A 17,459-nucleotide genomic window follows, 5' to 3' on the forward strand; every position below is an offset into this window, starting at 1 on the left:
CGGCTCCTACTGGCCCAGCCAGAGGTCCGGGCCGAAGACCTCGTAGTGGATCCTCTCCGCGGGTACACCGCGCCGCAGCAGGTCGCCGCGAAGTGCCCGCATGAACGGCAGCGGGCCGCACAAGTAGGCGCTCACGTCCTCGGGGAGGTCCAGGCCGCTCACATCGGCCCGGCCGGTCGCCGCCTTCGGCGCCTGCTCCCCGGCCACCTCGTACCACAGGTGCAGACGTCCGTCCGGCAGCGCCCGCACCAGTGCGAGCTGCTCGTCGCGGTGTGCGTGGTCGGCGGGGGAGCGGTCGGCGTGGACCGCGATGACCCGGCGGGCCGATCCCGTGCAGAGCAGGTGGTCGAGCATGGCAAGCATGGGTGTGTTGCCGATCCCCGCGGACGCCAGCAGCAGCGGACCTTCGCCCTCCGGCAGGACCAGGTCACCGAACGGCGCCGACACGGTCAGAACGTCACCCGGCTGCGCGTGCTCGTGCAGCCAGGACGAAACCTCGCCGTCCGGCTTCGTCGCGTCGTGGGCACGCTTGACACTGATCCGCCAGAACTGCTGTCCGGGAGCGGCGGACAGGCTGTACTGGCGTATCTGCCGGGCGCCGTCGGGCAGTTCGACCTGGACGCTGACGTACTGACCGGGCCGGAAGGACGCAGCCGGGTGGCCATCGCCGGGCCGCAGGAGGAACGAGACGACGTCAGGCGTCTCCTGACGCCGCTCGGTGATCTCCATGCGGTGCCAGACCTCACCCTCGGCCGCGCCCGCCTCCTGGTAGAGGCCGGCCTCGATGGCGATCAGGGCGTTGGCCATCAGCCAGTAGACCTCGTCCCAGGCCGCGGCGACCTCAACCGTCACCGCGTCGCCGAGTACCTCGGCCATCGCCGCGAAGAGGTGGCGGTGGACGACCTTGTACTGGGCGGAGGTGACTCCCAGCGAGGCGTGCTTGTGCGCGATCCGGGCCAGCATGGCATCAGGGCGGGCGTCCGGCTTGTCCAGGAGCAGGCCGGCGAACGCCGCGATGGAGCCGGCCAGAGCTTTCTGCTGCTCCCCGCCGGCCTGATTGCCGCGGTTGAACACATCACGCAGCAGCTCGGGATGGGCGTCGAACAGCTTCCGGTAGAACAGCTCGGTGATGTCGCCGATGGCGGCTCCGACCGCGGGAAGGGTGGCCCGGACGACCGGGGCGGACTGATCGGAGAGCACTCCTGCTCCTTATTGGTAGTTGATCTTCGTATTTTGAGGTGTGGGGCACTGCGGCACCCGTACGCGACGCGCGGCTGTGCGCGTGAGGGTGCGGGCTACCGCGCGGGTGGGGCGGCCAGTGCCATCAGTACCGGCCCGGTCGGCGAGCTGACGAGGTCGGCGACGGTCAGCGGTTCGAGCGTGGCGTAGAACGCCTCCTGCGCGTCGCGCAGCGCCCTCCGCAGCCGGCAGGCTCCGCGCAGGGGGCACGGGGAGTCGCCCTCGCAGGCGACGACCTCACCTTCGCCTTCGAGCTCCCGTACCAGCCAGCCGACGGATGCCCGTCGGCCGAGGTGGGTCAGCTCCAGTCCGCCGCCGCGGCCTCGCCGGGCCTCGACGACACCCATGTGCTGCAAGCGTGAGACCGCCTTCGCCACATGCGTGTAGGGCACCTCCATGGCCTCCGCCACCTCGCGCGTGGTCAGCGGGTCGGCGCCTTCTCCGGAGACCGCCAGGCGCATCACGGAGCGCAGTGCCAGGTCGGTGAATTTCGTCAGCCTCACAGCTGGAAGCTAGCAAAGGCGCATATGACACGACTATTTGAGGAGGTTCGGGATCGTGTGAAGTGCGTCACGGACGGGGCTGCTGAGCAGTCCAGCTCTCCCCGAATCCGGACCGCCGTCGGGTGCGACGCTTGTGATCCGGGGCAGGGCCAAGTGGATCCGCCTGCCAGCTCGGTGACGCCGGTTCGCGGTCAGCCGAGGGGCAGGGTGCGGGCGGTGGGGAGGCTGTCTGCGATGGTCAGGATGCTGTTCGCGCCGGTCGTCTCCAACAGCCGGACGAACTGTTTCTGCAAAGGCCCTGCGAGGACCAGGCGTGCACTGCGATGGGCGGCCAGCAGGAGGTTGAGCATGGAGGAGTCGGCGAAGCTCACATCGGCCACGTCGATGATGATCCGCCTGCTGTCCGGATGGGCTACAGCCCTCTGGACGGCCGCGGTAAGAGGGGCGAGGGTGTCCATGTCGAGCTCGCCCCGGCACACGATCACCCGCGCGTCATCTTCATCGGGCAGCACCCGCACGCCGTCGTTGTCCATACTCGTATGCCCCTTCACGCGCGTGTTGCAGTGAGCCCCCGAGTCGGAGCCACCACATGATGCTCCCGCGTTGATCCTCACACACCCCCGCGGCCGGGGGACGCGCGGGTGGGGGCCTACCCCGGCGACTCTTCGGGGCGACGCCCGCAAGGCAGGCCGGAAGGCCGTCGCGCGGGTGGCATCAGATGTCAGCCGTCCATACTTCGGGACCGCCGCCCTCCCAGCGGACGGGCCCGCCTACGGCAAGGTCCACGTCCTCCAGGCCGGTCCGGCGCAGGAGTTCCGAGACGTCGGCGGGGGAGTGGGCGCGGCCGAGGTCGGTGTCCACGCCCAATGCGTGCATGGTGACCTTGCGACCGCCCTGCGGCGACACGGGATGGATGACGATTTCGGTCTGATCCGGCATGAAGCCAGCCTGCAAGGATCCGGCTCGTTCGGCATGCGGAGGGACGGGCCGCCGGGGGCGGGATCTCCGGGCAACTCCTGCCCCCCGGTGCGGGGGCACGTTCCGGCGCCGGTGCTGACGCTGCCGTGGCGTGGCGTGGCGTGGCGTGGCGTGACGTGGCGTGGCGTGGCGTGGCGGTCCGGCCCCCCGAGCCGGGGGGCCGGACCGCTCAGGGCGTGCGCCCTGCGGCTGGTTCAGAGCGGGGGGTGATCTGCGCGTTTCAGCACGGTCGTGCCTGCTCGCGGCTCAGCCGTGTGGTGCTCAGTGCTCGCCGTGGTGGTCGGCCTTGTGGTGGTCGCCCTTGTGGTGGCCGCCGTTGTCACCGCTGGCGTTGATGCAGGTATTGCCGAAGGCGGGGTTGAGGAGGCCGACGATGTTGATGCTGTTGCCGCAGAGGTTGACCGGGACGTGGACGGGCACCTGGAGGACGTTGCCGGACAGGACGCCGGGGGAGCCGATGGCAGCGCCCTCGGCAGTGGCGTCCGCGGCGGCCACGCCGGCGCCACCGACCAGGACAGCAGCGGCTGCGGCGGTCGCGGCCAGGGCCTTTGCGATACGGGACATGCATGTCTCCTTGTGGAGGGGTCTGCCGCACGGATTGCGGCATGGAGTCCGTCCAACAGGAGGAACGCGGCGCCGGTTACGGGGACTGGGCCAAAGCAGTGACCTGCGGCCCTCTCCTGCGCAGCGGTGCCGCGCCGCGCCTCTTGACCTGGCGCGGTGGGAGACCCCTGGCCCCCTGGGGCGGCGTCCTCCCGGACCGCCGGCGGCCCGGTCGGACCGGACAGGACCACGGCACCCGACGCCGTTGCACGCAGCCCGAGAACACACCACACGCCACACGCCGAAGCCGACGGCCGGACGGGCCGGCCTTGGGTGGTGTCACAGCTCGTCGTAGCCGCCGAGGACGTCGTCCTCGCCCCGCATGTCCTCCTCGCGGCGGCGCTTGGCGTCGCTCTCCTTGCTGCCGGGCCGGACGGGCTTCCGGGGGTGGGCCGGGTCCTGCCCTTCGGGGACCTCCGACTCCGGCCGTATCTCGTCGGGTCCCTTGCCGGACCAGGGCCGCTTGTCCTGTGTACCGCCCATGGGGTGGCTCCTCACGTAAGGAAGGGTCTTGCGTTCAACGCTGCCACGAGCCGGAGCATCCGGCAGCACGGTGCTTGCGGCCTTGGCCGGAGCGGTCTCAAGGACGCCCGGCCGTGCGCGCCTCGGCCCGGAGGCGGGCGGTCAGGGGAGGGGGAGGTTCCGGGCGTGGGGGAGGTTGTCGCAGATGGTGAAGACCGCGTCCGCGCCGGTGAGCCGCAGGAGCTGGGTGACCTGCTCGGGGAGGGGGCCGGCCAGGACGAGGCGTCCGGTGCGGTGGGCTCTGACGAGGAGGTTGAGCATGTAGGAGTCGACGAAGGTCACCTGCGCCATGTCGAGAATGATCCGGCGGACGGTGGGATCGGCCGTGGCGGCGTGCGTGGCCTCGGTCAGCGGGGCGAGGGTGTCCATGTCGAAGGCACCCCGGCACACGATCACGCGCGTACCGTCCTCGTCGGGCAGTACCTCTACGCGGTCGCCGTCGATGGCTGTCTCCCTCACATTCGGGGGCCGGCTTCGGCCCTTCCCGGCTGGGATGGATTACGAGCTGCCCCGCTCTGAATCCTCACACACCACCCCACGACCGTCGAAGAGCGCGCCCCTTGCGCAGAGGGGCTCATCGCCGTCCGCACGCCGAGGCCGGGCAGGGCCCCGGGGGCGCCGATCGACGCAGGCGGCCCGGCCGGGGTGCCGGGTCCGTCAGTGGCGCCGGCTTGCGAGGTCTGGGTCCGGGTCGTCATCCAGTGCGATGGATGCCGTGATGCGTTTGCCGGCGTGTTCTGGCCGGATGTGGAAGGACCGGGAGGCGGCGACGACGATCTCCAGGCCGTGCTGGCCGATCCGCAGGGGGTCGGCCGGCAGGATGGCCGGTGGGTTCGGGTTGCTGTCCCAAATGGATACCTCGACGCAGCCGTCGTGGACCCTGAGCGTGATCCGGCAGGGGCCCGGCGCGTATTTGCGGGTGTTGGTGAACAGCTCGCTGACGATCAACTCGACCACGCTCAGGGCGCGCTCGGAGACCCGAAGGCCGTACACGCCTTGCACCTCGTTCAGGAACGAGCGGGCCAGACGGCGGGCCTCGGCGATCACCTCGCTGCCGTCGAACATGGCGGAGAGCTCCATGGAACGGGGCGCCGGGGGGCGCAGACCGATCTCTTCGCCTGTCTCATCCATGGGGTCGGCCCGTCCTGATTCCTGACGGCTCCGTCTCCAGTAGACGAAGCCACCCCGGACCTTACTGACATTCATGCCGACTATGAGCAAACGATCATGTTACAACTGATGCAGTCACTCTCCGTTACGGGCCTTCGACCGGTAAGTGCGGCTCGTGAGGGCAGCGAGCAGGGCCCGTGACTGCGGGCTGTTCCCCGGCCGGACCCCGTATGCCTGAAGCCGGTCGGCCCGGTGCTCAGGTGAGGCGATGCTCAGGTGAGGCGCACGGCAAGGATGGCGATGTCGTCGCCCGGGGGCGTCGGGCTGTAGGCGATGATGTGCTCTTCGAGAGCGGCTACGGTCTCGGCGGCCGATGCGTGCGGTGCGTGGCCGAGGAGGTCCCGAACGCCTTGTTCGCCGAGCATGGTGGTGCCCGATCGTCGTTCGGTGACGCCGTCGGTGAAGAGCAGGATGAGGTCGCCGGGGTGCAGTTCGTCCTCGGTGGTGTGCAGCGGGGGGTTGTCGAGGATGCCCAGGAAGGTGCCTGCTCTGCCCAGGCGCACGATCGTTCCGTCGGCCCGGCGCAGCAGGGGGTGGGGGTGCCCGCCCAGAGCCAGGCGCAGTCGCACGGGTGAGGTGGCCAGGTCCAGTTCGGCGTAGGCGGCGGTGCAGAAGGGGCGGGCGGGGCGGTCGGCGATGATCGCGGTGTTGACGGCCTGCAGGACGGTGCGCGGATCGCTGTCCCATCGTCCTGCGGCGCGTGCGGTATGCCGCACCAGCCCGGTGAGAGCAGCGGCCTCCGGTCCCTTGCCGCAGACGTCGCCGATGGTCAGGGTCCAGGTGGTGGGCCCGGTGGCGCGGCGAGGGCTTCGAGCTGGGCCTGCTTGCAGGCGGCTTCCTGGTGCAGCCGTGCGCGTTCGATGGCCAGTGCGCACTGCCCGGCCAGTGCGGTCAGAAAGCTGCGCTCGGAGTCGGTGAATTCGTGGCCCTCGTCGAAGTGGAAGCTGACCGCGCCGAAGAGCCGTGCCTCGAGGGCGAGGGGCAGGACGGCGGTGGAGTGGTACCGGTCGGTGAAGAAGGGAGCGGCCGCGGGGAACGCCTCGGTTCTCTCGGCCGGGTCGGCGAAGAACAGGGCCCGGCCGGTTCTGGCGGTGTGGGCCGTGGGGTAGGGCGCGCTGACACTGAAGGGTGCGGGGGTCTGGGGCCCTCGTTCCCGGTCGTGGATGTGGCGCACGGTGTAGTGGTCGCTGCCCGGCTCGTTGAGGACCGCGGCGCCGACCGTCGCCCCGACGGCGGGCATGATCTGCTCGGTGAGGATCGACATGACGCAGGCGAGTGTGCCGGCCGTGGCCAAAGCGGCCGTGACCTGGGCCAGCAGTTCCGCCCTCAGTACGCGCTCGCTGTTGTCGCGCAGCACCCACACGAGCCGGTCCGTGCCGACGCGCGTGGCCTGGTACTCGTAGTCGGCCGCCCGGCCGGTACCGGACCGGGTCCAGAGGAACGCCCCCTGCTCCGGCCTTCCGGTGTCCAGTACGCGCATGCATGCCGCGAAGGAGCCGCTTTGTACCTCCTGCGGCCACAGATTGGCTGCACAGCTCTCCCAGGGGCGCGATACCCCCGGGCCGGCCGGCCCGGGCGGCCGCGTTCATGTACTCCAGCCGCATGTCCACCGCCGCGCCGGCGGCGTCCCGTACGGCCACGGCGACCGTGACGGCGTCGGGCAGGCACTCGAACACTTCGGCGAGCATGTCTGTGGGCGGGTCGCAGGACGCTGCCCGGAGCTGGGCGGCACTGTCGGTCTCGTTGCCGGGCGTGGCCATCTGTACGCATCTCCCACTGCTCCGCGCCGCAGATCAGCGGATACGTTGAGGTCGACTCCACGGGAGGCAACTGTTGTCTTGCGACAAGTATTGCCTACGGGGTGGCGCACAGGAAGAGAGAGGGGCAGTCCTTGGCCCGGTCGCGGCGTCGGGATGCCCGAAGCCATGGCGAACCATGCGCGTGTCTGCCGCATCATGGGACACCGCCGTGCGGCTGCCGAAAGCACCTGAGAGACGGGCGGGACGGGAAGGGCGGCGTGGCACCGCGCCTGACAAACGGGCGCCCGGGTGACACAGTGGTGCAATGCCCAAAGCCTTCCACTCCCTCACCCAGGAGCAGGAGGCTTTTGACGCGTGCGCCGTCGCCGAGATGCTCGAGGTCCTGTGGGGGCGTCACCAGGAAGCCCCCGGCGAGGGACTGCCGCCCTCGCAGCTACGCGCCCTGACCATCCTGGAACGGCGGCCGGGGATCAACCTGCGCGACCTCGGAGAAGCCCTCGGGTCGACTCCGCCGTCGATCAGCCGGCTGTGCGACCGCCTGGAAGCAGCCGGCCTGGTGCAGCGCTCCCGCGTCCGGACGAACCGGCGGGAAGTCGAGCTGAGCCTGAGCCGACGAGGCCGCGCCGTGCTGGCGCAGACGCGGGCCCGCAGGGCGCAGAGCATCGCAGAAGTGCTGCAGCGGATGTCACCCCGGCGCAGGCAGGCGCTGGGGGAAGGCCTGAGCGCGTTCCGCGATGCCGCTCTCACCCACGTCCGCCTCGACGCCAGGGACGACAGGGTCGAAGACGGGGACGAGGAAAGGGACGGGGACAGGAGCGACGGGGCAGAGGACGACCTGCCGGACACCGCCTGAACCCGGCGCAAGGTCACCCCCGACGGCCCCGGCCGCCGGCGCACCGCCGTGCAGGCAGGCCTCGCAGCCCGCGCAGGCCCCGCAGCCCAACCGTCGAACCCTGACCTCCCGACCTGGCCGCGCGAGCGCCGGAGGGGGGAGGATATGGTCATGCCCTCTGTGAGGCGGGCCTGGAACTCCTCCGGCCGGTGCCAGCCGAACCGAACCGGGGCAACGAGGGAAGAGGCCATGCGCAACCACTCCCAAGCCTGGCTCGGTGCTGCGGAAAGCGCCCTTCGAGCGGCACCGCCCACCGCTCTGCTGTCAGCGGCCCGCGAACTGCTCGCCGCCTACGTCCAGGCAAGCGAGGTGACGCTGCTGCTGGCGGACTACGGGCTGTCCGTGCTGCAACCGGTCACGCACCTGCCCCACACCGGGACACAGGTGCCTGTCCGCGACGGCGCTCCAGCCGGGCGCGCGTTCTCCGCCGAAGCGCCCGTCGTCGAAGTCACCGCCGACCCGGGCACCGTCGTCGCCCACCTTCCGATCACCGTACGGGGCGACCGGCTGGGCGTTCTCTCCGTACGCCTGCCCGAACCCGCCGAGGGCGCCCCGGGCGTGCTGGAGCTGGCGGCCTTCGCCACCGCGCTCGGGCATGAACTGGTCGTCGCCGACCGGGACACCGACCTGTACCTTCAGGCCCGGCGCCGCAGACGCCTCACCCTGGCCGCCGAAATGCAGTGGCAGCTGCTGCCGGGACGCGGATTCAGCCGCGAGGAGTACACCCTCGGCGGCCACCTGGAGCCGGCCTACGCCATCGGCGGCGACAACTTCGACTGGAGCACCACCGACGACTCCCTGACCATCACCGTCACCGACGGACAGGGCCACGGCATCAACGCGGCCCTGCTGACGAACCTCGCCGTCAGCGCCCTGCGCAACGCCCGCCGTGCGGATATCTCCCTCGAAGACCAAGCCTGCCTGGCCGACCAGGCGATCTACGCCGAATACGGCGGAGAACGCTATGCGCCGTCCCTCCTGCTGCGCTTCGACCTGGCCACCGGACAAGCGCAGGCGGTGGAGGCCGGGTCGCCCCAGCTGTTCCGGCTGCGCGACGGCATCGTGCAGCGCGTGACGTTCGAGGCTCAGACGCCGCTGGGCATGTTCGAGGAGACCGACTACCGCGGGCAGCCGTTCACCGTCGTCCCCGGCGACCGCCTGGTGATCGTCAGCAGCGGGGTCCACGGCTCCCCGTCAAAGGACGGCAGCGCCTTCGGCGAGCGCGCCTTGAAGGAGACCATCGCCGCCACCGGCAGGTCCTCCGCTCACGAGACCGCCCACGCGCTCGTCGACGCCCTCACGCAGTACCACGGCGGCGGTGAACTTCCCGTGGACGCGGCCGTCGTCTGCATGGACTGGCGAGGCCGGCGCACCGCTGCGGGCTGACCCCCGACCCGGGCGCCGGGGACGAGCACGACGGCACGGTGAGCCCCCGCGCTTGCGCTGCGGGAGCACCGCGGGCCCGCGTAGGCGCTTCACCGGGCGTTGCTCAGTGCGGGGCGTCGGGCGTGGTGTCCGTGGCCTCGGTGAAAGCGCGCAGGCCGTCCAGCAAGCAGCGGCGTTGAGCTGCGGGCATGCGGCGCAGCACCTCACGCAACGCCTCGGAGCGCCGCTCGTACAGGACGTCCAACGCCTCGTGGCCGTGGTGTGTCAAGACCAGTCCGACTTCGCGTCGATTGTCCGGGCTGCGCCTGCGACGCAGCAGACCAGCGGCCTCTAGCCGGTCACACAGTCGGCTGGCGGCAGGCGCTCCCGCACCGACTTCCTCGGCCAACCGGGTGAGGTTGATGCCGGGGCTGCGGTGTATGGCGTTCAGGGCCCGCAGTTGCAGGCTCGACAGCCGCGGGGAGGCCGTGTGTGCGATGCGGTTCCAGCAGTCGACCAGGCCCGCCGCGGCGGCGGTCACCTCCCGCGCCACAGCACACAGAGGGTCCTCTTCGGGTAGTCCCGCACGGTCCATGGTGGCCGTCACTCCCCAATAAGCAGGTGGTGCGTCCCTTTCCAGGTCACGCCGCCGGTGACGGTTCTCCGACTGGAGGGGACACGCGTCGTCTGCCCTGTGTGGCGAAAGTATCCCCGGCAGGCGGCATTTTTGCCCGGTGAAGGTGGGATAGCGGGATCAAGCCGTCGGCGTCCGACCGAACCAGTCCAGACACGTCACCAGGGCGTCGTCCTCGGCGGCGGCGTCACGGTAGGCCGCCAGCTCCTGCAAGATTGCGCGAGGTACCGCGGCGGCCGGGAGGAGAGCGGTGGCGTGGATGGCGCGGGCCAGGGCACGCGCGCTGTACGTTTCCCCGCCTTCGCCCGCGGCCCCGTACACCCCATCACTGACGAAGACCAGACGGTCCCCCGGAAGGGCGTCGAAGGCCTGCGCCGCATAGTGCGACTCCTCGAACATGCCCAGCGGGAACTGCGCCTCGAACTCGACCTTCTCCACGGATCCGTCCCGGTAGCGCCACAGCTGCGGAGAGCCGGCATCCACGACCTGGCCGCGTCCCGTAGCCAGCTCCAAGGACAGCAGGAGGGTCGAGACGTACTCCCGCCCCCGGTACTGGCCGTAGACAGCCTGATCGGCCAGCGCTGCCTGGTCCTCGATGCCGATCCCGGCCCTGCGGGCATTGCGCAGGGCGTTGACGGCCAGGTTGGTGAGCAGGGAGGCCTGGATCCCCTCACCCATCCCGTTGGTGACCGTCATGGTCAGGGTCTCCGCGGTGGTGGACCAGTCGAAGTTGTCGCCGTGGATGTCGTAGGCGGGCTCCAGCTGGGCTCCGATGGCATACTCCGGCCGGGCGCACGCCCTCCCGGGCAGCAGCTGCCACTGCATCTCGGCGGCCAGCGTCAGCCGGCTCGCGCGCCGGGCCTGCAGATACAGGTCGGTATCCCGTTCCGCCACGACGATTTCATGCCCCAGGAGCTCTGCCAGGTCAGTCAGCTCTGCGACGGTCTCCCGCGTGCACAGGTGCTCAGGCATGCGCACCGTGAGAATCCCGAGCCGGTCTCCTCGTACGGTCACCGGCAGATGAAGATCCAGGGCGTTGTTCTGGGCGGAGTACTGGCCATAGGGCTCCTGGCTGCCGAAAGCGCGGCCCTCCGGCGTGGTCTGCACCGGCAGGGGCTCAGCCGTATGCGGAAGGGCAGTGACCTGCTGGAGGACGCTCAGGCTGTAGTCGGCCATCAGGAGGTCGACTGCAAGAGCGTCATAGTGCGCCATCAGCGCGGCACGGACCGCGTGGAGAAGGTCATGCGGCGCGGCCGTGCGCAGGGCGCGCTCCACAGCCAGGAAATTCGTCATCGTGAGCGTCATTTCTCCGAGAAGCGGGCTTGTGGAGCCGTCTCCGACCGCAGACCGCTCTTCATCGCCCAAAAGGTTGCCATCAGGCAACTGTTGCTCAACTCTACCGCCTGCAGGCCGCGGCGGGGACGTCAATCCACTCCGAGCATCCATCCACCACCCCCCGCCAACGCGACGATCGAAGGATCGGGACGTTTGGAAACCTCGGCGCGGTGCAGACGATCGTTGACACCGGCTTTATTCACCGGCTTCATTCATCGAGGTAGGAGAAGCGCATGGGCATCATTGCCTGGATCCTGATCGGACTGCTCGCGGGCTTCATAGCGAAGGCCCTGATGCCGGGCAAGGACCCCGGTGGCGTCATCATCACGATGCTCATCGGCATCGCGGGTGGTCTGCTCGGCGGCTGGCTCGGCAAGGTCATCTTCGGCGTCGACTCCATCGACGGCTTCTTCGACCTCTCCACCTGGATCGCCGCCATCATCGGCTCGGTCATCCTCCTCGCCGTCTACCGACTGGTCACCGGCAACAAGCGTCACCACAGCCACGCCTGACACAGTCCCACCCCAGAACGACCCCAGACGGAAACGGCTCCCCCTCCTCCCGAGGGTGGAGCCGTTCCGCTTGCCCACGAACCAGTACCGCCACGTCGCCGACGGTGGCCGCGGCGCACGGGGAAGGCGCAGCGGTACGAATGCCAGGTCGGATTCCCGCCAGCGCGTAGGGCCGCTTTCTCGTTTCCTTGAATCAGCAACCAACGACGAGGAGGACACATGGACGGCAAGGCGGTACTGGTGACGGGTGGCAGCCGGGGGATCGGTGCGGCGATCGCGCTGGCGCTGGCCGAGGCGGGAGCCGATGTGGCCATCACCTACACGGCCAATGAAGTGGCGGCGCAGGAAGTGGTCGGCAAGGTGGAGGCGTTCGGCCGCCGGGGCATCGCGGTCAGGGCGGACGCGGGCGACGTCGCCGACGCGGCGGGCGCTGTGGACTGGGCGGCGCAGTCACTGGGCCGGCTCGATGTACTGGTCAACAATGCGGGCGTGGGGGTCATCGGTCCGCTGGAGGGGCTCACCCTGGCCGAGGTCGACCGCGTGCTCGCGGTCAACGTACGGGGTGTCTTCCTCGCCGCTCAGGCGGCGGCGGCCCATATGGGCCAGGGAGGCCGGATCATCACCATCGGCACCTGTATGTCCCAGCGGGTGCTGGGCCCCGGGGGAACCCTCTACACGATGAGCAAGTCCGCGCTCACCGGACTCACCAAAGCCCTCGCCCGCGAGCTCGGAGGGCGGGGCATCACCGCCAACATCGTCCACCCCGGGCCGGTGGACACCGATATGAACCCCGCCGACGGACCCTACGCGGGCACCCAGGCCGCGATGACGGCCCTGGGCCGGTTCGGCCGTCCGCAGGAGATCGCCGCCATGGTCACCTTCCTCGCCGACGACGGAGCCACCTACATCACCGGCTCCGAATTCTCCGTCGACGGCGGTCACGCCGCCTGACACGGGGCCGGCCGCCCCTGCCTGACGCCGGCGGGGGCGGTCGGCGGCTGCCCCCGGCCCCGGCAGCCCGCGGAGCGTTGGGTTTCTCCGATCACATGGGCCGAGGGCCTCGGTGATTGCGTGCGGCTGCCCGCGCCGATGTGGCGGGCGTGGCTGGAGCGTGTGAACGATCCGGGGTCGTCACTATCCCTTGCCGAGCGTGGCAGCCGCCTCCGCGGCCACGTCGTAGGCACCTGCCTGGGCATGGTCGATGTCGTCGCCGACGGGTGCGTACCGGACGGCCACCACCACATTGCTCCGGCGGAAGAAGACCTCGTTGGTCACCCGGCCCCCGCCGGGATACCGGACGCGGGAGAACGCCTCGTCGCCGAAGTCCGACAGGTCCGTCGTCATCGGGCCCATCTTCCCCTCCGGCTCCTCCTTCGTGCGCTGGAAGCTGACCCGCGCCTCGTCCAGGCCCGAGCGGCTCACCTGTATCTGCAGGACCGGCTGTGCGTCGCTGCCGAGACCGGGAACCGCCCAGTTGCAGTACGGCAACGCCTCCACGGCGTCCGTCGGCCCGGCCAGCAGCCGCCCGGCCGTCTCCGCCGAGACGAGTGTGCAGGGACGCGGGTCCGCGGCGAAGTCGCCCTGCTGCGTGCGGTCCTGGTACAGCCAGAAGGCGAGGGCGGCGACCCCAATGGCGGCCGCGGCCAGTGCGACGTGGGGCGCACGCTCGGGGCGGGAGGGGGACATCATGGCCGCAGCGTAGTGCGGGAGGGCTCTCAGTCCCAGGCCGCCGGAGCGAGCATCACCGGTCCCGGTCTGCGCGGCCTTCCGGCCTTCCGGGGGAAACCTTCGCCTGGGTCGGTCCGCCGACTGCGCGGCCCGCTGGTGAACATCTGCGGGCGCCGCCCCCTGCATCCCTGCATCCTGCACCCCTGCATCCCTGCTCACCCGGGTCCGGGGCTGGGCGCATGGGCCGCTGCGGGTGGAAGGGCGTCCGTGCGGAGGGGGCGAAGCAGGAGGGGTTGGTCAGGGTTCGTCGCCGTACGCGATCGCGGGGTCGACCCTGTGGGGGAGTCGGGGGGCCTCCGTTCCCACCGCCCCGGCCTCGCCGCGACTGCCTGGGCGGTTGGCGAGGGGGTGTTCGCGGTCGCCGGGTGACGTGCGGATGGTGAAGGCGCGGGCGGTGCCGGTGATGTCGAGGAGCCGGGAGAGGTGCGGGGGGACCGATTCCAGGACAAGTGTCTTGCCGGTAACGGTGGCCAGGTGACTGAGGTCGAGCAGGAGGTGGAGGCTGGAGCTGTCGCAGAAACTCAGCGAAGCCAGATCGAGGTCGATGCCGGCCTCGCTGGCATCGATGGCTGCGGTGAGGTCCGCCCGGACTTCGTGAGCGTTGTCCGCATCGATCTCTCCGCCGACCCGCGCGGTGGCCCGCCGGGGGCCGGGCGTGATCTCGACGGTGACGCGAGGCGCTGTGCCGCCGCCGGGAGCGGCGCCGTGGTCGGGGTGCGTCATGGCCGTTCTCCCTTCTCGATCACCGTGCGGTGTGCGGCGGTGGCGGTCGGGCGGTGCTGACTCTCGCCCTGGCCGGCGGCTTGGCTGTCCGGCGAGGGCCGGGCCGCGGCCGGGCCGTGGGCGGGCGGCCCTGGTCGTGGGGGCCGTGCCGGCTGGAGGTCGGCGAGCAGTTCGAGAAGGCGGGCGACCTCGTGAGGTCCTTCCGCCGGGTGGCGGAAGACGGTGCCGCTGGTGACCTGGTAGTGGTTGCGCCGACCATGGCGGACCCGGGTCAGGTAGCCGGCGCTCACCAGGTCGGTCACCACGGCCCTGACGGCGCGTTCGGTGATCTGACAGGCGTCGGCCATGTCCCGCATCCGCAGTTCCGGATTCCGCAGGAGCATCGCCAGGATCCGGGCATGGTTCGTGACGAACGTCCAGCTGGACCGCGCTTCCACCGATTCCATATCCGCAATTATAGGATCCACAATTCCGGTTTCGTCAATCCGCAATCAAACCGGTGGTGAGCCATGAGCGCCGTGGGCCAGATCGGCGTGGTCCGGGCATACGCCAGTGCCGCGGTGGTACTGGGCGCCGAGCGCGTCGGCGTGAACCCTGTCATCCGTCGCCGACCGGTGAGGCGACCTCCGGACCGGGCTCATTTCGTCTCTGGCGGGTAGGTGCTGTGCATCTATCAGCAGCGTTGGAAGGGGCGATCGTGGCCGGAGCGTTGGTTGCAGGCGGGTGGGGATTGTTCGCGGGCGCGGCTTTGCTGGTGGGCGCGGCCGTCGGCTCACTGGTGCGGGTTCCACCTCGGCTCATCGCCCTGGTCATGGCGTTCGGCAGCGGTGTGCTCATGTCCGCGGTGTCATTCGAGCTGATCGCCGAAGCGTACGAACGCTCCGGTCTGGCCCCCGTGGTGGCTGGAGCGATCGGTGGTGCCGCCCTGTACTCGGGTGCCAATGCCCTACTGGCCCGCCGTGGAGCCCAGCACCGCAAGCGCTCGGGCGAGCAGCAGCCGTCCGAGGCCCAGTCTCCGGGTTCCGGGAATGCCATCGCGCTCGGGGCATTGCTGGACGGTATCCCGGAGTCCGTTGTCATCGGTACGAGTCTGCTGGGCGGTGGACAGATCGGGGTGGCGACGGTGGGGGCGGTGTTCATCAGCAACCTTCCCGAGGGCCTGGCCAGTTCCGCGGGGATGCGCAGTGCCGGGCGCAGCCGGCGGTATGTCTTCACCCTGTGGGGAGGCATCGCCGTGATCAGCGGTCTGGCCGCGCTTGCCGGGTACGCGTTGCTGGGTGGGGCGTCCGAGTCGGTGATGGCCGTGATCACGGCAGTGGCGGGTGGTGCGATCCTCGCGATGATCGCGGACACGATGATCCCCGAGGCCTATAGCAAGGTGCACCTTCTGACCGGGCTCGTCACCGTGGTCGGGTTCCTGTCCGCTTTTGCGCTTTCCCACCTGTAGGGCCATCGCTCCGCGCAGTCCGGTCGTGTCGCCGGCGGCTGAGGGGTCGTCAGGCGGGGAGGGTGAGGAGGAGTAGGGGGTCGGTGGTGGGCTGGGGGGAGCCGCCTGCGGGTTCCAGGGTGAGGCCGACGGCTTGGGCGTCCGCCAGGGCGCCCTGCATGACGGTGGCGCCGTCGCGGGGGAGGAGGCCGGCGGGGCGCATGGCGCCGTGGTCGGCGAACCACAGCTGGTAGGTCTTGCCGTCGGGAGGGGTGGGCAGGCCGTTGCTGACGAAGACGGCCCGGTCGCGCTGGGTGGAGGTGACCACCGTGGTGGCGGCTCCGCCCGTGGTGCGCCCCTGCACGGTCCGGGCGTCGGGCGCTGTCAGGACGGCGGCCAGGTCCTGGGCCTGCCGGGCGAGACGCTGAGCCTGGGTATGAGCTTGCTCGGTCTGCCGGTGCTGCCAGGCTGCCAGTCCGCCGAAGGCCGCGGCCGCCGCGATGCTCGCCGCGACCACGTAGGGGCCGGCCTTGCGTGTCAGGACGGTGGTCAGCCGGGCCCGGGCCTGGAGCTGGGTACGAGGGGGCGTCTGGCGGACGTCGTCGATATGGCGCAGGACCGCTTGTCTCATCGGGGCGGGCGGGGACAGACCGGCCGCAGCGGCCAGACGCGCGGCCGTCGCTTCGAACTCGCCGACTTCCCTGCGGCACGCTTCGCAGTGCCGCAGGTGGGCGGTGAAGGCATGGTGTTCCTCGCCGGTGAGCGCGTGAAGTGCGTACGCGCCGGTGAGGGTGTGCAGGTGTTCGTCGTGCCTCATGTGGTCACCCCCATGCAGTCGCGCAGCCGGATCAGTCCGTCGCGCATCCGGGTCTTGATGGTCGCAAGCGGAGACCGCAGTGTTTCTGCGACCTCGCGGTAGGTCAGGCCCTGGTAGTAGGCCAGGGTCACGGCCTGGCGCTGGAGTTCGGTCAGGCCCCGCAGGCAGCGGCGTACCTGCTCGCTGTCCAGCCGGGTCTCGACCTGCTCGGCGACGTCGTCGAAGGGCGTCTCCTGGTCCCGTACGGCGTTTGCGTGCTCACGGTTGGCGGCAGCCTGCGCGGACCGGACGCGGTCCACGGCCCGTCGGTGGGCGATCGTCGCCACCCACGTCATGACGGACCCCTGTTCCGGGCGGTAGCGGGCGGCCTGACGCCAGACGTCGATCATCACCTCCTGGGCCACCTCCTCCGACTGGGACCGGTCCCGGACGACCTTGACGGCGATCCCGAACACCGTAGAGGCGACCGCGTCGTAGAGGACGGCAAAGGCGTCCTCGTCCCCGTGACTCACCCGCTCCATCACCTCCTCCAGCCGCGGACCGCCCGCCCCGGCGTTCCCGGACTGCAGCGGCTGTGTCACTGCCACCCCGTCCCATGCCGCCGCACGCCGTGCCGCGGCCCCGCGCCGCGCATACCCGGCCACCCCTTGCGCCTCGATGCCATCAACCGCTCTTTCGCCGAGAGAAGGACCGGCCCCTGTCCATGTCCGGGGCCGGCCGTATGGGTCCTGCTGGTCTTGCACGTGCGTTCTTCGTAGCGGCCACCCGTGCGGATTGCTCAGCGGCAGGCAACGCCGCACCCCGGTAGTCACCCGATCGAGCGAAACGGGCCGCTCCCGCCCAGCCGCTGCCCCCACGGCACCGAAACCAGCATTGAGGCCCGATGGCAGCGCCTCGCCGGGGCCCAAGACGGGTTCCGGGCTTTCGTCACCGACCTTTGGAGGCAGTCATGTCCCGTGTTCTCAAGAGTGCTGCGCTGGCCCTCACCGCCGCAGCGGCCGTGCTCAGTGCCGGATCGGCGGCTTCCGCCGACGCCGGCGCCCAGGGCGTCGCCGCCTACTCGCCGGGCGTCGGCTCCGGCAACCTGATCCAGATCCCGATCCACATCCCGGTCAACGCCTGCGGCAACTCCGTCAGCGTCATCGGACTGCTGAACCCCGCCTTCGGCAACACCTGCATCAACGCCTGATCCCCCTTCCGGCTCCGGCCCGTTGCCTACAACGGGGAGTCACGGGCCGGACGATCCCCCTCG

23 protein-coding genes are annotated in these 17,459 nt (G+C 70.5%); 6 read left to right on the forward strand and 17 right to left on the reverse strand.

Going from position 1 to position 17,459, the window contains the following annotated elements; all coding sequences use genetic code 11:
• Positions 1 to 6: 6 nt before the first annotated feature.
• The 10 genes from AMK16_RS26040 to AMK16_RS26085 form a co-directional block, all read right to left on the reverse strand.
• Positions 7 to 1,200, reverse strand: coding sequence for a globin domain-containing protein (locus tag AMK16_RS26040; RefSeq protein WP_073919781.1), 1,194 nt, complete (start codon positions 1,198 to 1,200; stop codon positions 7 to 9).
• A 95-nt stretch (positions 1,201 to 1,295) separates the two neighbouring features.
• Complete coding sequence (locus AMK16_RS26045; protein ID WP_073919782.1) at positions 1,296 to 1,742, reverse strand: RrF2 family transcriptional regulator; 447 nt, start codon at positions 1,740 to 1,742, stop codon at positions 1,296 to 1,298.
• Between the two features lie 191 nt (positions 1,743 to 1,933).
• Complete coding sequence (locus AMK16_RS26050; protein WP_073919783.1) at positions 1,934 to 2,275, reverse strand: STAS domain-containing protein; 342 nt, start codon at positions 2,273 to 2,275, stop codon at positions 1,934 to 1,936.
• Between the two features lie 181 nt (positions 2,276 to 2,456).
• The gene (locus tag AMK16_RS26055; protein WP_073919784.1) at positions 2,457 to 2,681 is read right to left on the reverse strand and encodes a hypothetical protein; all 225 of its coding nucleotides are present in this window, start codon (positions 2,679 to 2,681) and stop codon (positions 2,457 to 2,459) included.
• Between the two features lie 300 nt (positions 2,682 to 2,981).
• A complete protein-coding gene (locus AMK16_RS26060) occupies positions 2,982 to 3,284 on the reverse strand; it encodes a chaplin (protein WP_073919785.1) in 303 nt (100 codons plus the stop codon).
• Between the two features lie 318 nt (positions 3,285 to 3,602).
• The gene (locus AMK16_RS26065) at positions 3,603 to 3,806 is read right to left on the reverse strand and encodes a hypothetical protein (protein ID WP_073919786.1); all 204 of its coding nucleotides are present in this window, start codon (positions 3,804 to 3,806) and stop codon (positions 3,603 to 3,605) included.
• Positions 3,807 to 3,947: 141 nt separating this feature from the next.
• Positions 3,948 to 4,304: an STAS domain-containing protein gene (locus tag AMK16_RS26070; protein WP_073919787.1), complete on the reverse strand. Its 357-nt coding sequence runs from the start codon at positions 4,302 to 4,304 to the stop codon at positions 3,948 to 3,950.
• Positions 4,305 to 4,502: 198 nt separating this feature from the next.
• Positions 4,503 to 4,910: an ATP-binding protein gene (locus AMK16_RS26075; RefSeq protein ID WP_242438910.1), complete on the reverse strand. Its 408-nt coding sequence runs from the start codon at positions 4,908 to 4,910 to the stop codon at positions 4,503 to 4,505.
• Between the two features lie 317 nt (positions 4,911 to 5,227).
• Positions 5,228 to 5,890 (reverse strand): PP2C family protein-serine/threonine phosphatase, encoded by a 663-nt coding sequence (locus tag AMK16_RS26080; protein ID WP_073919789.1) that lies wholly within the window; start codon positions 5,888 to 5,890, stop codon positions 5,228 to 5,230.
• Entirely contained in the window at positions 5,785 to 6,495 is a 711-nt protein-coding gene (locus AMK16_RS26085; RefSeq protein ID WP_073919790.1) for a GAF domain-containing protein, read from the reverse strand. The genes AMK16_RS26080 and AMK16_RS26085 overlap by 106 nt, the downstream gene beginning before the upstream one ends.
• A 584-nt stretch (positions 6,496 to 7,079) precedes the next feature.
• Between AMK16_RS26085 and AMK16_RS26090 the strand changes: the two genes are divergently transcribed.
• Both AMK16_RS26090 and AMK16_RS26095 read left to right on the forward strand, forming a co-directional pair.
• Positions 7,080 to 7,628, forward strand: coding sequence for a MarR family winged helix-turn-helix transcriptional regulator (locus tag AMK16_RS26090; RefSeq protein ID WP_073919791.1), 549 nt, complete (start codon positions 7,080 to 7,082; stop codon positions 7,626 to 7,628).
• Between the two features lie 228 nt (positions 7,629 to 7,856).
• Positions 7,857 to 9,053 (forward strand): PP2C family protein-serine/threonine phosphatase, encoded by a 1,197-nt coding sequence (locus AMK16_RS26095; RefSeq protein WP_073919792.1) that lies wholly within the window; start codon positions 7,857 to 7,859, stop codon positions 9,051 to 9,053.
• A 103-nt stretch (positions 9,054 to 9,156) separates the two neighbouring features.
• On the opposite strand, the gene AMK16_RS26100 is transcribed toward AMK16_RS26095, so the two are convergent.
• Both AMK16_RS26100 and AMK16_RS26105 read right to left on the reverse strand, forming a co-directional pair.
• A complete protein-coding gene (locus AMK16_RS26100) occupies positions 9,157 to 9,573 on the reverse strand; it encodes a MarR family winged helix-turn-helix transcriptional regulator (RefSeq protein WP_242438911.1) in 417 nt (138 codons plus the stop codon).
• Positions 9,574 to 9,786: 213 nt separating this feature from the next.
• Positions 9,787 to 10,971 (reverse strand): PP2C family protein-serine/threonine phosphatase, encoded by a 1,185-nt coding sequence (locus AMK16_RS26105; protein ID WP_107417249.1) that lies wholly within the window; start codon positions 10,969 to 10,971, stop codon positions 9,787 to 9,789.
• A 263-nt stretch (positions 10,972 to 11,234) separates the two neighbouring features.
• On the opposite strand from AMK16_RS26105, the gene AMK16_RS26110 reads away from it, so the two are divergent.
• Both AMK16_RS26110 and AMK16_RS26115 read left to right on the forward strand, forming a co-directional pair.
• The gene (locus tag AMK16_RS26110; RefSeq protein WP_073919775.1) at positions 11,235 to 11,513 is read left to right on the forward strand and encodes a GlsB/YeaQ/YmgE family stress response membrane protein; all 279 of its coding nucleotides are present in this window, start codon (positions 11,235 to 11,237) and stop codon (positions 11,511 to 11,513) included.
• 219 nt (positions 11,514 to 11,732) lie between these two features.
• Positions 11,733 to 12,464, forward strand: coding sequence for an SDR family oxidoreductase (locus AMK16_RS26115; RefSeq protein ID WP_073919794.1), 732 nt, complete (start codon positions 11,733 to 11,735; stop codon positions 12,462 to 12,464).
• 183 nt (positions 12,465 to 12,647) lie between these two features.
• Here AMK16_RS26115 and AMK16_RS26120 read toward each other — a convergent pair whose 3' ends face one another.
• From AMK16_RS26120 to AMK16_RS26130, 3 genes are all read right to left on the reverse strand, one after another.
• Positions 12,648 to 13,202: a hypothetical protein gene (locus AMK16_RS26120; protein WP_073919795.1), complete on the reverse strand. Its 555-nt coding sequence runs from the start codon at positions 13,200 to 13,202 to the stop codon at positions 12,648 to 12,650.
• A 276-nt stretch (positions 13,203 to 13,478) separates the two neighbouring features.
• A complete protein-coding gene (locus tag AMK16_RS26125) occupies positions 13,479 to 13,964 on the reverse strand; it encodes an STAS domain-containing protein (protein WP_073919796.1) in 486 nt (161 codons plus the stop codon).
• Positions 13,961 to 14,410, reverse strand: a complete 450-nt coding sequence (locus AMK16_RS26130; protein ID WP_073919797.1) for a helix-turn-helix transcriptional regulator — start codon at positions 14,408 to 14,410, stop codon at positions 13,961 to 13,963. The genes AMK16_RS26125 and AMK16_RS26130 overlap by 4 nt, the downstream gene beginning before the upstream one ends.
• A gap of 251 nt (positions 14,411 to 14,661) precedes the next feature.
• Here AMK16_RS26130 and AMK16_RS26135 point away from each other — a divergent pair, with 251 nt between their 5' ends.
• A complete protein-coding gene (locus AMK16_RS26135; RefSeq protein ID WP_073920029.1) occupies positions 14,662 to 15,411 on the forward strand; it encodes a ZIP family metal transporter in 750 nt (249 codons plus the stop codon).
• A gap of 49 nt (positions 15,412 to 15,460) precedes the next feature.
• Here AMK16_RS26135 and AMK16_RS26140 read toward each other — a convergent pair whose 3' ends face one another.
• Together AMK16_RS26140 and sigK are read right to left on the reverse strand one after the other, a co-directional pair.
• Positions 15,461 to 16,207 carry an anti-sigma factor gene (locus AMK16_RS26140; protein WP_073919798.1) on the reverse strand — a complete coding sequence of 249 codons (747 nt, stop codon included), beginning with the start codon at positions 16,205 to 16,207 and terminating at the stop codon, positions 15,461 to 15,463.
• Positions 16,204 to 16,788, reverse strand: a complete 585-nt coding sequence (gene sigK, locus AMK16_RS26145; protein WP_073919799.1) for an ECF RNA polymerase sigma factor SigK — start codon at positions 16,786 to 16,788, stop codon at positions 16,204 to 16,206. The genes AMK16_RS26140 and sigK overlap by 4 nt, the downstream gene beginning before the upstream one ends.
• A gap of 368 nt (positions 16,789 to 17,156) precedes the next feature.
• Here sigK and AMK16_RS26150 point away from each other — a divergent pair, with 368 nt between their 5' ends.
• On the forward strand, positions 17,157 to 17,396 hold the full coding sequence (locus AMK16_RS26150) for a chaplin (protein ID WP_073919800.1): 240 nt from the start codon (positions 17,157 to 17,159) through the stop codon (positions 17,394 to 17,396).
• The last annotated feature ends 63 nt before the right edge of the window (positions 17,397 to 17,459 follow it).

It is taken from the genome of Streptomyces sp. CB00455, assembly GCF_001905445.1.
In the GTDB taxonomy this organism is placed as follows: domain Bacteria; phylum Actinomycetota; class Actinomycetes; order Streptomycetales; family Streptomycetaceae; genus Streptomyces.

Bases quoted from the DNA above. Each gene is read 5' to 3' on its own strand.
- AMK16_RS26050 (WP_073919783.1), bottom strand. From the start codon at position 2,275: ATGGACAACGACGGCGTGCGGGTGCTGCCCGATGAAGATGACGCGCGG.
- AMK16_RS26055 (WP_073919784.1), bottom strand. From the start codon at position 2,681: ATGCCGGATCAGACCGAAATCGTCATCCATCCCGTGTCGCCGCAGGGC.
- AMK16_RS26060 (WP_073919785.1), bottom strand. From the start codon at position 3,284: ATGTCCCGTATCGCAAAGGCCCTGGCCGCGACCGCCGCAGCCGCTGCT.
- AMK16_RS26065 (WP_073919786.1), bottom strand. From the start codon at position 3,806: ATGGGCGGTACACAGGACAAGCGGCCCTGGTCCGGCAAGGGACCCGAC.
- AMK16_RS26075 (WP_242438910.1), bottom strand. From the start codon at position 4,910: ATGTTCGACGGCAGCGAGGTGATCGCCGAGGCCCGCCGTCTGGCCCGC.
- AMK16_RS26085 (WP_073919790.1), bottom strand. From the start codon at position 6,495: ATGCGCGTACTGGACACCGGAAGGCCGGAGCAGGGGGCGTTCCTCTGG.
- AMK16_RS26090 (WP_073919791.1), top strand. From the start codon at position 7,080: ATGCCCAAAGCCTTCCACTCCCTCACCCAGGAGCAGGAGGCTTTTGAC.
- AMK16_RS26095 (WP_073919792.1), top strand. From the start codon at position 7,857: ATGCGCAACCACTCCCAAGCCTGGCTCGGTGCTGCGGAAAGCGCCCTT.
- AMK16_RS26105 (WP_107417249.1), bottom strand. From the start codon at position 10,971: ATGACGCTCACGATGACGAATTTCCTGGCTGTGGAGCGCGCCCTGCGC.
- AMK16_RS26110 (WP_073919775.1), top strand. From the start codon at position 11,235: ATGGGCATCATTGCCTGGATCCTGATCGGACTGCTCGCGGGCTTCATA.
- AMK16_RS26115 (WP_073919794.1), top strand. From the start codon at position 11,733: ATGGACGGCAAGGCGGTACTGGTGACGGGTGGCAGCCGGGGGATCGGT.
- AMK16_RS26120 (WP_073919795.1), bottom strand. From the start codon at position 13,202: ATGATGTCCCCCTCCCGCCCCGAGCGTGCGCCCCACGTCGCACTGGCC.
- AMK16_RS26125 (WP_073919796.1), bottom strand. From the start codon at position 13,964: ATGACGCACCCCGACCACGGCGCCGCTCCCGGCGGCGGCACAGCGCCT.
- AMK16_RS26130 (WP_073919797.1), bottom strand. From the start codon at position 14,410: ATGGAATCGGTGGAAGCGCGGTCCAGCTGGACGTTCGTCACGAACCAT.
- AMK16_RS26140 (WP_073919798.1), bottom strand. From the start codon at position 16,207: ATGAGGCACGACGAACACCTGCACACCCTCACCGGCGCGTACGCACTT.
- AMK16_RS26150 (WP_073919800.1), top strand. From the start codon at position 17,157: ATGTCCCGTGTTCTCAAGAGTGCTGCGCTGGCCCTCACCGCCGCAGCG.